The organism is Falsihalocynthiibacter sp. CO-5D18, from assembly GCF_041205445.1.
Taxonomy (GTDB): Bacteria; Pseudomonadota; Alphaproteobacteria; order Rhodobacterales; family Rhodobacteraceae; genus Falsihalocynthiibacter; species Falsihalocynthiibacter arcticus.
On the sequence record NZ_JBGFCF010000009.1, the window covers coordinates 157,814 to 172,448 of the forward strand.

Here is a 14,635-nt window from a genome sequence, read left to right on the forward strand (position 1 = left end):
GGCAAAAAACCGGGATCAAAAAACCGCGTTAATTTCGCTGCTCCATTGCCCGCCCTCTTTCACCGTTTCCATGGCAACATGGGTGCTGGTGTGGGCAACAAAGGGGAGTGCCGAAATATCCTCGCCCAAAACTTTTCGAAAGTCCTGCATGTTTTGGGTCCGTACCTTCAAGAGATAGTCGAACTGACTCGCAAGCATGTGGCATTCTTCAATTTCAGACACTTTCTGGGCAGCCAAGTTGAACATCTTCAGCGCAGATTCACGCGTATCCGTCAGGCGCACCTCGACAAACGCCACGTGATCGCGCCCAAGTCGAATAGGATCAATGATCGCCTGATAGCCCGTAATATAGCCCTCGACCTCAAGGCGTTTAAGACGCACCTGCGTCGGGGTCTTGGATAAACCGATCTCTCGCGCCAAGTCTGTCACGCTCAAGCGACCGTTGCGCGACAAGAGCCGAAGGATCAACGAGTCAAAACTATCCAGATCGCCTAAAATTACCGCCAAAATAAGTCTCCTAGCCTATTAAATCTCGAATTACAGGAAAAAGTACCTTATTTTCTCAGCTACACCAAGGAAATTGTCAGTCACCTCAAGTCTAGAAGAAAGGCTTCTATATGGAAACAATCTCAGACCTTCGCTCACAAATCACTCAAGCCACTTATATGGATCAAGAACAAGCCATTTCCCGTCTTCGGGACATCGCCGACCTTGACGCATCGGTGCGCGCGCAAATCAGTGAAGAAGCCGCAGCCCTCGTTGTGGCCATCCGCGAAGGCTCCAAGCCGAGCATTATCGAGAACTTCCTTTCGGAATATGGTCTTTCCACCGAAGAAGGTGTGGCGCTGATGTGCCTCGCTGAAGCCCTGCTACGTGTCCCTGACGCGCCAACCATGGACGCGCTGATTGAAGACAAAATCGCGCCGTCCGATTGGGGCAAACACCTTGGCCAAGCGGCGTCGTCCCTTGTGAACGCCTCAACATGGGCACTGCTTTTCACAGGGCGCGTTCTTGAAACCAACACTCCCGGCATCGGCGGTGTGTTGCGCAGCGCAGTTAAGCGTCTGGGCGAACCCGTGATCCGTTCCGCAGTCAAACGCGCAGTCCAGGAAATGGCGCGGCAATTCGTACTGGGGGAAACCATCGAAGGCGCCCTCAAGCGTGGTTCTGGCATGATGGCCAAAGGCTACAGCTATTCCTTCGACATGCTCGGCGAGGCGGCCCTTACTGAGGACGACGCCCTTAAGCATTTCGACGACTACGCTACCGCCATTCGCACCATCGGACACCAGGAATCCCCACAAGCTGGGGCTGGCATATCGGTCAAACTTTCGGCCCTCTATGCGCGCTATGAACCCGCGCAAAAAGCCAAGGTTATGGAAATTCTCCTGCCCCGCGTCAAAGAGCTGGTGCTCATGGCAAAAGAGCGCAACATGGGCTTTAATATCGACGCCGAAGAGGCCGCGCGCCTCGACATTCTACTCGATATCACTGAGGCCCTGATCTCCGATCCCGACCTCGGCGATTGGACGGGCTTTGGCTTTGTCGTTCAAGCCTATGGGCAGCGGGCAAGCTATGTCATCGATTGGCTCGCAGCCCTCTCGAATACCCATAACCGCCCGATCATGGTCCGCCTCGTCAAAGGTGCCTATTGGGACACCGAGATCAAACACGCTCAAGAGCTTGGCCTCACAGGCTACGCCGTTTTCACAACAAAACCCGCGACCGATATCTCCTACATCGCTTGTGCGCGCCGCCTTTTCGCAGCGGGCGACACGATCTTTCCACAATTCGCAACCCACAACGCACATACGATTGTCGCCATTCGCACCATCGCCCCCAAAGGCGCGCGGTACGAGTTTCAGCGTCTGCATGGCATGGGTGAATCCGTCCACGAAAGAGTCCGCGAAACCTATGGCGATGCCTGTCGGATTTACGCCCCCGTCGGCACCCACAAAGACCTGCTGGCCTATCTGGTGCGTCGTCTTCTTGAGAACGGTGCAAACAGTTCCTTCGTCAACCAAATCGTTGACAGTTCTGTGCCTGCAAGCGAAGTCGCAGCAGACCCGTTTTCCCTCGAAACCACCAGCACCCTCCCAACAGGCGACGCGCTCTTTCAGCCCGAAAGACGCAACTCTGCGGGTATTGATTTCGACTATCCACCCGATCTTGCAAAAACCCTCGCGGCACGCGCGCCCTTTATGAAGTCAAGCTTCACCGCCGCCCCCACAAATGCCACCGATCTCACCACTGGCGAGGACGTGCAGAATCCCAACGATTTTTCGGACATCGTCGGAACGGTACACCACGCCTCCCCTGAACAAATTGAGGATGCATTCGCGCAAGCAAAACCTTGGGAGGCATTGCACCCCGAGCGCATTCTTGTGCTCAATCGTGCAGCGGATCTCTTTGAGGAAGAAGTCGGACAGGTCTTTGCGATCCTCGCACGCGAGGCCGGCAAAACGCTCCCCGACTGCCTTGCTGAACTGCGTGAAGCCGTTGATTTCATTCGGTACTATGCAGTTCAAGCCCAAGCCAGCCCGCAACCGGCTGTTGGGATTTTCGCCTGTGTTTCCCCTTGGAATTTCCCGCTGGCGATCTTTACGGGCCAAATCGTGGCAGCGCTCTCGACGGGGAATGCCGTGCTGGCCAAACCTGCCGAAAGCACACCACTGATTGCGGCTTTGGCGGTCTCGCTGTTTCACAAAGCAGGCGTACCAAAGACAGCGCTACAACTCCTACCCGGCACTGGCGCGACCGTTGGCCAAGCCCTAACTTCCGATCCGCGCGTCGATGGCGTTTGCTTTACGGGGTCAACGGGAACGGCCCACAGAATCCGCAAGAATATTGCCAACAATCTCTCGACCGGCGCTCCCTTGGTTGCCGAGACGGGCGGCATAAACGCGATGATCGTCGACAGCACGGCCCTTATGGAACAGGCCGTTTCGGATGTGATCGCGAGCGCGTTTCAATCCGCGGGCCAACGCTGTTCTGCGCTGCGCTGCGTCTATGTGCAGTCAGACGTTGCACATGAATTTGAAACCATGATCGCGGGGGCAATGGAATTGTTGAATATCGGCGACCCTGCTGATATTTCAACCGATATTGGCCCTGTTATCAGTGAGGTAGCGCGCAAGAGCATTCAAGACTACATCGACGAAGCCCGTACAAATGGGCGTGTTATGAAGGAACTTGCACGCCCTGAAAACGGTCATTTCGTCGGGCCAACTCTGCTTAAAACGCCTGGTGGCTTGAAGGACATGCCGCGCGAAGTTTTTGGCCCCGTCTTGCATTACACCACGTTCAACAGCGAAGATTTTGAACGCGTTTTGGCCGATGTGAACGCCAGTGGATACGGGCTTACCTTCGGTCTCCACAGCCGGATCGATGCCCGCGTTGAAGTCGTCAAAGCCACGCTCAACGTCGGCAACCTCTATGTGAATCGCAACCAGATTGGGGCTATCGTTGGAAGCCAACCCTTTGGCGGGGAAGGATTATCCGGCACAGGCCCCAAGGCGGGCGGGCCCTATTATCTTGCGCGATTTACGCGGCCAAATGCACCCGACGACCAAGAGCCCAGAGAGCCCTATGTCGACGAGCCGACCCCCTATGGCACAGGCGAAATCTTCCCGCTGCCGGAACGTCTTCTTCCGGGACCAACGGGCGAAGCAAACACCCTTTGGACCTCTCCCAGAGCGCCCCTTTTGTGCCTTGGACCAAGCGTCGCGGCGCAAAATGCCCAAGCAGCCGCCGTTCAGGCGCTTGGGGGTGCGGCGATTGTTGGACGTCTCGCGCCTCAGCAACTCACTGATTTAGAAGGGATTTCTGGCGCAATCTATTGGGGAGATCACAGCGATCCAGAAGCGCGTGCTTATGTACAAGCGCTTTCGGAGCGTGAAGGGCCGATCCTGCCGTTCATCACCTCGCATCCTGACATCGCGCATGCTTTGCATGAACGTCATCTGTGCGTTGACACCACAGCGGCGGGCGGAAATGCGGCCCTTTTGGCAGAGGGAGGCCTCTAGCGCTTGACCAAAACTCGCGAATAGGCAAGCTACCCAAATGCTTCCTATTCGCGACCACAACCCATCGACCCGCAAACCGTATGTGACCCATGCGCTCATTTTTCTGAATGTCGCAATTTTCGTCAGCTACTACATGAAATTGGGCGTCCCATCCGAGATAAATCCGTTCCTCGCCCACTGGGCGTTGGTGCCACAGTGGGTTATGAATGGTGAAGGGCTTTATACGCCTTTGACAGCAATGTTCCTGCATGGCGGCATTATGCACCTTGCAGGTAACATGTTGTTTTTATACATTTTTGGCGACAATCTCGAAGATCAGCTTGGACATATTGGGTTCCTTGTCTTTTACTTTATTGGCGGGGTCGCCGCCGGATTTGGGCATGCGATTTCGGACCCGAATTCCCTCACTCCGATGATCGGCGCTTCGGGGGCGATTGCCGCAGTGATGGGCGGGTATTTACTGTTATTCCCGCGCGCCAAAGTGGATGTATTCTTCTTTTTCCTTGTGTTTTTCAGAATTTTCGCGCTGCCCGCGTGGATTGTTTTGGGGGTTTGGTTTGGCATTCAGGCCGTTAACAGCGCGATTATGACCGCTGATAGCAGTGGCGTTGCCTATTGGGCGCATTCTGGCGGGTTCGTTGCGGGGGCGCTTATGATGATCCCGTTTTGGCTCAGCCAAGGCGGCACCGGATTTTGGAGACGCACCCATGGTCACGCCCCCAATCCCGAAGCGAAATACCCTGTGTCGCGGAGTTCGATTCCAAGCGTGCGACGGCGCAAATAAAAAGGGAACCGAAAGGCCCCCTTTTTTAAAATTTTTAAACACCGCAGAGGGACTTTTTTAAAGTTTTTAAACCTTTTTGAAGCCCGTTTTAGCCGCGAATGACCTTGGCAAAGCGTTCGAACATCGGCTCGTTGGCACAGATGACCGAGCCGCTTTCAATAATGTTGTCGCCCTTGGCGAGAGGTTCCACGAGGGCACCCGCTTCGCGCGCGAGCACGAGGCCAGCGGCCATGTCCCACGGCTTGAGGCGACGCTCCCAGAAGCCATCATAGCGACCAGCAGCCACATAAGCGAGATCGAGGGAAGCCGCGCCCCAGCGACGTACACCAGCACAGGCCGGAAGGATGCGCGCAAGATCTTGAAGCGTGTCTGGCAAATCGCCGCGACCAGCAAAAGGTAGACCCGTTGCGTAAATCGTTTCGATCATATGTGTGCGACCAGAGGCGCGAATGCGACCTTCGTTCATCCAAGCGCCTTGGCCTTTTTCGGCAAAGAAGGTTTCGTCCTTGCAGGGGTCAAAAACCACGCCCGCAACGATTTCGCCTTTGTGCTCCAAAGCAACCGAAACGGCCCAATGCGGCAAGCCGTGGAGGAAGTTTGTGGTGCCATCAAGCGGATCGACAATCCAACGGCGTGTGGGGTCTGTTCCGGGGATTTCTGCACTCTCTTCGGCCAACCAACCGTAGGTCGGGCGCGCTTCCATCAAGTCTTCTTTGAGAATTTCTTCGGCGGTAATATCGGCTTTGGAGACGAAGTCTCCCGCACCCTTTACCGAAACCTGAAGGTTTTCTACTTCGCGGAAGTCTTTTGCCAGGCTGCGACCAGCCCGACGGGCGGCTTTCACCATGATATTAAGATTCGCACTGCCGATCATGAGGGTACTCCATTGATAAGATCGCGCATATACGCGGCGACAGCCGATTTGCCAAGCCAAAAGGCGCTATTAGATTAAACAGTCGCCCTTAAGCGTTGGAGCTTCACGGGTTCGGTGCGCGCCAAACGAATAAAATGCGCCATAAAAGGTTTTTGGATGTCGTCGGTGCGCACGGCGGCATAGAGGCGTTTTGTGGCCCCCTTTTTGCCTAACGGGCGCGTGACATAATCGGAGTTGTAGCGCACTTCGCGCACGACCCAATCGGGCAACACGGCTACCCCGCGATTAGAGGCGACGAGCAAAAGGATGACGGCCGTCAGTTCGACCTGACGAATGGCGGCGGGTTCGATTTTGGCGGGTGTGAGGAACTCGGTGAACACATCCAGACGGGTACGATCGACGGGATAGGTTATGAGGGTCTCGCCGCGCAAATCCTCGGGTTCGATGAATTCTTTTTTGGCCAGCGGATGACTTGCGGCCGCGACAAAGACAGGCTCATAGTCAAAAAGCGGTGAGAATTGAATGCCTTCCAGCGTTTCGGGGTCTGAGGAGACGACCAGATCAACGCCCTCTTTTTGCAAGGCAGGCAGAGCATCAAAGGCCAAGCCGGGGCGGATATCGACATCGACATCGGGCCAAGCCTTGCGAAACTCTTCGAGCACGGGAAAGAGCCACTCAAAACAGGCGTGGCATTCAATTGCGATATGCAAGCGGCCAGACTTGCCAGAGATCAGCCCTGCGAATTCGGCCTCAAGGGCGGCGACTTCGGGGAGGACCTTCTCGGCCAACCGTAGAAGTTTCATCCCAGCGGGGGAGAGTTTCATCGGTTTGGTGCGACGAATGAAAAGCTCCACCCCCGCCTGATCCTCAAGCCCCTTTACTTGGTGCGAAAGCGCCGATTGTGTGGTATTGAGGAGATCAGCCGCGCGGGCCAAACCGCCAGCCTCGTGAATGGCTTTGATCGTTCGCAGGTGCCGGAATTCCAGATGCATTATGCATGAGCCTCATATTAATCTTGAGAATTATGAATTTGTCTCACATTGCGAGATGTGAGACAAGGGTTCAAGCCAAAAGGACGGATACAAAATGACAACGACACAGACGCCGCGCATTTCTTTCGAGTTTTTCCCACCGCAATCCTTGGAGGCCTCTTTTCGGCTTTGGGATACGGTGCGCGCCTTGGCCCCTCTTGAGCCCAGCTTTTCATCGGTGACTTATGGCGCGGGGGGCACGACACGTGACTTGACCCATGAAGCTGTCGCCACGATCCACAAAAATTACGGCCTGAATGTTGCGGCGCACCTTACCTGTGTGGACGCAACCCGCGAAGAAACCATGCAGATTGCGCAATCTTATTCCGACGCTGGTGTGACGGAAATTGTGGCGCTGCGCGGCGATGCGCCCAAAGGGGCGGAGTCGTTTACGGCGCATCCAGACGGATTTTTGGATGCTTGTGAGTTGATCGAAGCCCTCGCGGATACGGGGAAATTCAAGCTGCGTGTTGGCGCCTATCCTGAACCGCACCCCGATTCGCCCTCATCGCAGGCCGATGTTGATTGGCTAAAACGCAAGATTGATGCAGGGGCGCATTCGGCGATCACCCAGTTCTTTTTTGAAGCGGATACGTTTTTTCGCTTCCGCGATGCCTGTGTAAAAGCGGGTATTGATGCGCCGATTATTCCGGGCATTTTGCCGATCCAAAGCTGGAAAGGCGCACAACGCTTTGCGGCACGTTGTGGCACCTCGGTTCCGACTTGGGTTGCGGAAGCGTTTGAGAAGGCGGAGCGCGATGATCGGAGCGAACTTTTGGCGACGAGCCTGTGTACAGAGCTATGTTCGGACCTGCTTGACGGCGGTGTTGAGGACTTGCATTTCTATACGCTCAACCGTCCAGAACGCACGCGTGATGTGTGTCATGCGCTGGGAATTACACCGTCGAAAGTCTTGCAAAACGTCGCATAACTTTAGCTGGCGGGTTCACTTTGTAGCCGCTCGAGCGAAGATTTTTGCGGGTGATCGCGGGGCACCGACGGATGAATGCTCTCGGAGGGGTCACGTCCGACTTTGCGTTTCCAACGGGACACAAACATCGGCCCCCAGCGGTACTGCGTTGTGACCGAAGGCGCGGTTACATCGCAGGGGTATTGCGCGCGCCATCCGTTTGGGAGCGTCAGGCCGAGCGCCTCGGCTTGCTCTAACATCCAGACGAGGGGAATGTTGGAGAGCGGTCGGGCAGCCTCAAACCCGCCCAATTGCCCACCGATATCGGCATGGTGTCCGCGAAACCACATTTGCTCCACATGACCTGTCCACGAGGGCGAACTTTCCCACATGACGGGCGCAAAGGTCTGGCGCGTTTCGTCAAGCGCCAAAGCCTGAAACCCATTGCGCACGGAGGTTCCAAGGTGGGGGCTGTGAAAGGCGTGACGGTGATCGGTGAGGCGCCAGAGGAAGGGTATTGGCAGGCCGAGCGCTTTGACCGTTTCCCAAACGCCGACCATTTCAATCTCGATACGCGGGTGGCAAAATGCTGCGCGAAAGGCGTGGATTGAGTCAGTGTCGGCGGGGCCTTGATACAGGCGATAGGCTTGGCGAATGTTGCGTTCGGTGGCGTGGTGCGGTTTGAGCAAGCCGACTTGTTCTATCATCCCCGCCAAGGAGCGCACGGTAAACGCGCCGCGTGAATATCCAAACAGGTAGATGCGATCCTCGGTGTGATAGCGGCTGGCCAGAAAACCATAAGTGCGGCGGATTTGGCGATTAATGCCGCGCCCTTCGATGACGTCCCGTGTGCTGCGCCAATCGGGCCATTGGATACCGGATTCATACCGCAGGTTTGGGCGATCTCGGGCAGGAAGGCTGCACAGAAGTTTATAGAGCAGACCGGCGTTGGAGCGCAGCCCGTCGTCGAGGCTTGAGAGCGTTCCATCAAGGATAATCACATGATTTTGAGCACCGCGATGCGGCGTTAACGGCGGTTGCTCGACCTCCTTTTTGAGGCGAAGCCAACGCAGTAAGTGATCACGCAGCCTTGTCATGAGCCTCCTGCAGGAGGGCCCAAACGCGCGACGGAGTGAAGGGCATATCGGCCTGTTTTACACCACGTGCATGCAGTGCGTCCTGCACCGCATTGGCGACGGCAGCCATGCTTCCGACGGTGCCCGCCTCGCCGCAGCCCTTCATACCCATCGGGTTGGCCGTGGAGGGGGTTGGCTCGGTGGTGAAGTCCACGAAGGGCATATCATCGGCGCGGGGCATGCCGTAATCCATGAAACTCGCACTCAGGAGTTGGCCTTCGGCGTCGTAAACGACATGTTCCGAGATCACTTGACCCAGCCCTTGGGCCACGCCGCCGTGAACTTGGCCTGCGACCAACATCGGGCTGATGAGATTGCCGAAATCATCGGTCACCGTATAACGCACCACGCTTGTTTTGCCGGTTTCAGGATCGATCTCGACCTCGGCGACATGGGCGCCGTTTGGATACGAGCGCCCCGGTATTTCGGCGCGGGCTTCGAACGTCAGTAAATCAGTGCGACCGTCGACCCGCGCCATCTCGGCCACCTCAAGCATGGTCGGGGCAAGGTTGGAGGCGTCGGCGCGGAACTGGTTATCGTCAAAGGAGATTTGCGCAGCGTCGACGCCCATTTTCTCGGCCAAATAGGGGGTGAATTGCGCCACGATTTTGGCCACGGCCGCGAGGGTCACGTGGGTTTGTACTGTGACCGAGCGCGAACCGCCCGTGCCGCCGCCCTTGGCTATGCGGTCGCTGTCGCCTTGAACCACTTCGATAAGCTCCATCGGGATACCCGATTGATCCGACAGGAAGGTGGCGTAGACGGTTTCGTGCCCTTGGCCGTTGCTTTGGGTGCCGACGTAGATTTTGGCGGTGCCGTCCTCAACGAACTCAACTTTTACCGCCTCCGAAGGGTCGCCAAGGATGCTTTCGATGTAGAAACACAGGCCAAGGCCGCGCAACTTGCCGCTAGCTTCGCTTTTGGCACGGCGATCTGCGAAACCTGCCACGTCACATTCGGATTCAACCCGCGTGAGGACGCGGTCAAAATCGCCAACGTCATAGAGTTCACCCGTGGCGCTCGTGTAGGGGAAGGCGTCTTTGGGGATGAAGTTTTTGCGGCGCAATTCCCATGGATCAACGCCCAATTCGCGGGCGGCTTGGTCCATTGTACGTTCCAGCGCGAAAATGGCTTCGGGGCGGCCTGCGCCGCGATAGGCGTCGGTTTGGGTGGTGTTGGTATAGATGCCCTTCACGGCGTGGAATGTAGTGGTGCAATCGTATGTTCCCATCAAAACCTTGGAAAAAAGCTCGGTTTGAATGGGCTGTCCGAATTGCGAATTATAGGCACCGAGGTTGTTGACCGTGGTGACGCGGTAGGCTTGGATTTTGTGGTTTTCATCGAAGGCCAATTCGCAGGTCGAGATCAAGTCGCGGCCAGCGTTATCCGACAACATGCTTTCGGAACGGTCGCCCATCCAGCGCACGACACGGCCCAAGGATTTGGCGGCGGCGGCAACCAGAAAGTTTTCCGGATAGGCCATGGCTTTCATGCCAAAACCACCGCCGACGTCGGGGTTGGTGATGCGGATATCTTCGGGGTCCATCTTAAAGGCGTGCGCGATTTGATCTTTGTGCTCCCAGACGCCCTGTGCATTGATGGCGACGTGCAAACGGGTGCCGTCCCACTCGGCATAAGCGCCGCGCGGCTCCATTGAATTGACGATAATGCGGTTATCGACGACCTTGGCTGTGATGTGATGCGCGGCGGCGTCAAACGCGGATTGGGTGGCGGCCTCATCGCCCATCGACCAATCAAAGGCAATGTTATCAGGGGCTTCGGGGTGGATGAGCGCGTCACTTGGGATGGGGTCTGCGGAGACGGGAAGATCAGTATAGTCAAATTCGATCAGTTCAGCGGCGTCGCGGGCCAAGGCCAGCGTATCGGCGACGATGAAGGCGATGGCCTCGCCGACAAACCGCACACGACCCAGGGCCAAAATCGGCCGCAGGGGCGCGGCCCCTTTGGAGCCGTCGCGATTTTTCACGGTCGCGCCCTTCATGCCGATATTCATGCCCATTGCATCTAGATCGGCGGCAGTTAAAACCGCGTGAACGCCCTCCGCCTCCAAGGCCTCACTCACATCCAAATTCACGATGTCCGCGTGGGCCACCGACGAGCGGAACACATATCCGTAAAGAGCATTCGCCGGAACGATATCGTCCACATAGCGTCCCTGCCCCGTTAGGAACCGAACATCTTCGGTTCGTAACACAGACTGACTTTTTCCAAACTTTTCCATAGTGCCTCCACGCGTTTTGGGTATCTTTAGCGCCCATGTTCCAAGTGTCCAGAGCGATGGCCTAAATCCATGGATAAAGTGGCACCCTGCGCGGGAAAACGCGGATATTGCACAATAATTGGCGTTCATCCTTGACAGATCATGCGATACATATCGTAACAATCGGTAGAACAAACGACATATAGGACAGGCGCTATGGACCCTCTTGATCGCAACATTTTGGCACAATTATCCAGCGATGCGCGCCTGTCTGTGGCGGTATTGGCACGCAATCTTGGGGTAGCGCGCTCGACCATTCAGGCGCGAATTGCGCGGCTTGAAAAGCAAAACATCATCGCGGGATATACGTTGCGGATTGGGGCCTTAACACAAGAATCGCGGATTCATACAACGGTTTTGTTGACGGTTGAGCCCAATGCGCACTTGATCGTGTTGGCGGGTTTGCGCACCATTCCGGAGGTGGAGCGCGTCTCGACCACAAGCGGGCGGTTCGACCTTTTGCTGCAAGTTGTCTGTTCCACACCGCCCGCCCTCAACGATGTTCTCGACCAAATCGGCGAAATCAGCGGTGTGCAAAGGAGTGAGAGTTTGATCCACTTGGCCACAAAACTTGACCGCACGACATAATTTGTAAAGCGCGCCCTTCCCCTTGGGCTGTGCATTCTATAAGGCATTCGGGACAGATTTTTTGCGCGGACACCGTGGCAAACCAATGGACTTAGCAAGATTGAGGGCCAAAAATGGCGATGGAAAAAACATTCGACGCGCGTGAAGCCGAAGCACGTATTTACGCGAAATGGGAAGACGAAGGCGCGTTCAAAGCGGGGGCAAATGCCAGCCGCGAAGAAACCTTTGCGATCATGATCCCACCACCGAATGTCACGGGCAATTTGCACGTGGGTCACGCCTTTAACAACACGCTTCAGGATATCCTCACGCGGCAAAAACGCATGCAGGGGTATGACACTTTGTGGCAGCCAGGCACCGACCACGCGGGCATTGCGACACAGATGATTGTGGAGCGCAAGCTGGCCGCTGAGAGCCTTCCGACCCGCGCCGAGATGGGGCGCGAAGCCTTTTTGGAGAAGGTTTGGGAGTGGAAAGAGGAGTCCGGTGGCAACATCAAGAACCAGCTTAAGCGCCTTGGATCAACCTGTGATTGGTCGCGTGAAGCCTTTACGATGGACCCAAACTTCCACGATGCCGTGATCAAGACCTTCGTGAAAATGTACAACGATGATCTGATTTATCGTGGCAAGCGCCTTGTGAATTGGGACCCCCATTTTGAGACCGCGATTTCGGATCTTGAGGTGGAGAATATCGAAGTTGACGGCCATATGTGGCACTTCAAATACCCGCTCGCGGGGGGGCAAACATATGAATACGTTGAAAAAGACGAAGACGGCGTTGAGACATTGCGCGAGACCCGCGACTATATCGCGATTGCGACAACCCGCCCTGAAACCATGCTGGGCGATGGTGCGGTTGCAGTGCATCCGGACGACGCGCGCTATGCGCCAATCGTTGGCATGCTCTGTGAAATTCCCGTTGGCCCCAAAGAGAGCCGCCGTTTAATCCCGATCATTACCGATGAATATCCCGAGATGGATTTCGGCTCGGGCGCGGTAAAAATCACCGGAGCCCACGACTTTAACGACTATCAGGTTGCCAAGCGTGGCGGCATTCCGATGTATAACCTGATGGATACAAAGGCCGCCATGCGCGCGGATGGGCGCCCGTATGTTGAGGAAGCCGCCACCGCACAAGCCATTGCAAACGGGGACTTGGAATTCGACGAGGCGATGATCGCCGCGATGAATTTGGTGCCCGAAGCCTATCGCGGATTGGATCGTTTTGAGGCGCGCAAAGCGGTGATTGCAGATATTACGGCCGAGGGTTTGGCTGTGATGACGACCGAGGTGCGCAAGGACGACGAGGGCGAGGAGTTCACGGTTTTCGTGCCCTACGTCGAAAGCAAAAAGATCATGCAGCCGTTTGGGGACCGCTCCAAAGTGGTTATTGAGCCAATGCTGACGGATCAGTGGTTTGTGGATACGGCGAAAATCGTCGGCCCCGCGCTGGAAGCTGTACGCGAAGGTCGTGTGAATATCATGCCCGAGTCTGGCGAGAAAGTATTCTATCACTGGCTGGAAAACATCGAGCCTTGGTGTATTTCACGCCAACTTTGGTGGGGCCATCAGGTGCCTGTTTGGTACGATGAGGACGGTGCATTTTACTGTGCGCCGACCGAAGCCGAGGCCCAAGCACAGGCAGGCGACAAGGTTCTGACCCGTGACCCCGATGTTTTGGACACATGGTTCTCGTCTGGCCTTTGGCCCATGGGGACGCTTGGTTGGCCTGAGCAGACGCCGGAATTGGCGAAATATTACCCGTCGGATGTGTTGATCACGGGGCAGGATATCCTGTTTTTCTGGGTTGCGCGGATGATGATGATGTCGCAAGCCGTTGAAAAAAAGGACCCTTTCCACACGGTTTACCTCCACCAACTCGTGCGTGACGAGAAGGGCGAGAAGATGTCGAAAACCCGCGGCAATGTGATTGACCCGCTGGAAATCGTGGACGTTTACGGCGCGGATGCGCTTCGCTTTACCATGGCGCAAATGGCGGCGATGGGCGGGGTTTTGAAACTGTCTGAGGACCGGATTAAAGGCTATCGCAACTTTGGTACAAAGCTGTGGAATGCGGCGCGCTTTGCCGAGATGAACGAATGCGTTCCCTCGCCAGATTTCGACACAAGCAGCGTTAAGCAGACGGCGAATAAGTGGATCATCGGCGAAGCGGCAAAAGCACGAATTGACGTGGACGCAGCGCTTGAGGCCTATCGTTTCAACGACGCGGCCAACACGCTATATGCGTTTGTCTGGGGCAAGGTTTGCGATTGGTACGTTGAGTTTGCCAAGCCGCTATTCTATTCCGAAGACGATAAAATCATTGCAGAAACACGCGCGACAATGGCGTGGGTAATTGATCAATGCCTCATCCTTTTGCATCCGATCATGCCCTTCATAACTGAAGAACTTTGGTCCTCGATTGCGGCACGTCCCAAGATGTTGATCCACACGGATTGGCCGACGTATGGCGAAGACATCATGGACAAGGACGCGGATGGCGAGATGAATTGGGTCATCGGATTGATCGAAGCGATCCGCTCTATTCGCGCCGAAATGCGAGTGCCTGCGGGGGCGAAATTGCCCATGTTGCAAATGCAACTCGACACAAAACAGCAAGACGCCCTTGCACGCAACGAAGCGATTGTGTGCAAATTGGCCCGTATCGAGAGCATCACGCCGGTTTCCGAACTGCCCAAAGGCTGTGTGACGATCGCCGTGACAGGCGGTACCTTCGCGCTTCCGATCGCCGATATCATTGATTTGGATGCAGAAAAATCGCGTCTTGAGAAAGCGGCAGAGAAGCAGAAGAAGGAATATGGCGGTTTAAAAGGGCGGTTGAGCAACCCGAAATTCGTGGCCTCGGCCCCTGAAGAAGTGGTTGCGGAAAGTCGTGTGCGGATGGCGGAACTTGAGGCAGAAGCCGAAAAACTCGCCGCTGCATTGCAAAGACTTGCCGATCTTGTTTAACTCTGGTTGGGCCGTGTAAATTCGGCCCAACGCT

At 55.9% G+C, this 14,635-nt stretch carries 10 protein-coding genes; 5 read left to right on the plus strand and 5 right to left on the minus strand.

All coding sequences use genetic code 11. The features are described from left to right. Positions 1-15: 15 nt before the first annotated feature. Positions 16-507, minus strand: a complete 492-nt coding sequence (locus AB9F27_RS13505) for an Lrp/AsnC ligand binding domain-containing protein (protein WP_082802245.1) — start codon at positions 505-507, stop codon at positions 16-18. A 110-nt stretch (positions 508-617) separates the two neighbouring features. Here AB9F27_RS13505 and putA point away from each other — a divergent pair, with 110 nt between their 5' ends. Both putA and AB9F27_RS13515 read left to right on the plus strand, forming a co-directional pair. Next, on the plus strand, positions 618-4,025 hold the full coding sequence (gene putA / locus AB9F27_RS13510; RefSeq protein WP_335584702.1) for a bifunctional proline dehydrogenase/L-glutamate gamma-semialdehyde dehydrogenase PutA: 3,408 nt from the start codon (positions 618-620) through the stop codon (positions 4,023-4,025). Positions 4,026-4,062: 37 nt separating this feature from the next. Then, the gene (locus AB9F27_RS13515) at positions 4,063-4,809 is read left to right on the plus strand and encodes a rhomboid family intramembrane serine protease (RefSeq protein ID WP_335584701.1); all 747 of its coding nucleotides are present in this window, start codon (positions 4,063-4,065) and stop codon (positions 4,807-4,809) included. Positions 4,810-4,897: 88 nt separating this feature from the next. Here AB9F27_RS13515 and AB9F27_RS13520 read toward each other — a convergent pair whose 3' ends face one another. Both AB9F27_RS13520 and AB9F27_RS13525 read right to left on the minus strand, forming a co-directional pair. After that, on the minus strand, positions 4,898-5,683 hold the full coding sequence (locus tag AB9F27_RS13520; protein WP_039004632.1) for an inositol monophosphatase family protein: 786 nt from the start codon (positions 5,681-5,683) through the stop codon (positions 4,898-4,900). A gap of 74 nt (positions 5,684-5,757) precedes the next feature. Continuing rightward, positions 5,758-6,675 carry a LysR family transcriptional regulator gene (locus AB9F27_RS13525; protein WP_039004631.1) on the minus strand — a complete coding sequence of 306 codons (918 nt, stop codon included), beginning with the start codon at positions 6,673-6,675 and terminating at the stop codon, positions 5,758-5,760. A 94-nt stretch (positions 6,676-6,769) separates the two neighbouring features. Between AB9F27_RS13525 and metF the strand changes: the two genes are divergently transcribed. Then, positions 6,770-7,645 (plus strand): methylenetetrahydrofolate reductase [NAD(P)H], encoded by an 876-nt coding sequence (gene metF, locus AB9F27_RS13530; RefSeq protein WP_335584700.1) that lies wholly within the window; start codon positions 6,770-6,772, stop codon positions 7,643-7,645. A 2-nt stretch (positions 7,646-7,647) separates the two neighbouring features. Here the strand turns inward: metF and AB9F27_RS13535 are convergent, their stop codons facing one another. Both AB9F27_RS13535 and AB9F27_RS13540 read right to left on the minus strand, forming a co-directional pair. After that, positions 7,648-8,721: a DUF2235 domain-containing protein gene (locus tag AB9F27_RS13535; protein WP_335584699.1), complete on the minus strand. Its 1,074-nt coding sequence runs from the start codon at positions 8,719-8,721 to the stop codon at positions 7,648-7,650. Further along, a complete protein-coding gene (locus tag AB9F27_RS13540) occupies positions 8,705-11,002 on the minus strand; it encodes a xanthine dehydrogenase family protein molybdopterin-binding subunit (RefSeq protein ID WP_369757838.1) in 2,298 nt (765 codons plus the stop codon). The genes AB9F27_RS13535 and AB9F27_RS13540 overlap by 17 nt, the downstream gene beginning before the upstream one ends. A 195-nt stretch (positions 11,003-11,197) precedes the next feature. Between AB9F27_RS13540 and AB9F27_RS13545 the strand changes: the two genes are divergently transcribed. Together AB9F27_RS13545 and AB9F27_RS13550 are read left to right on the plus strand one after the other, a co-directional pair. Beyond that, positions 11,198-11,629, plus strand: coding sequence for an Lrp/AsnC family transcriptional regulator (locus AB9F27_RS13545; RefSeq protein WP_335584697.1), 432 nt, complete (start codon positions 11,198-11,200; stop codon positions 11,627-11,629). 113 nt (positions 11,630-11,742) lie between these two features. Continuing rightward, positions 11,743-14,601 (plus strand): valine--tRNA ligase, encoded by a 2,859-nt coding sequence (locus AB9F27_RS13550; protein ID WP_335584696.1) that lies wholly within the window; start codon positions 11,743-11,745, stop codon positions 14,599-14,601. Positions 14,602-14,635 lie beyond the last annotated feature (34 nt).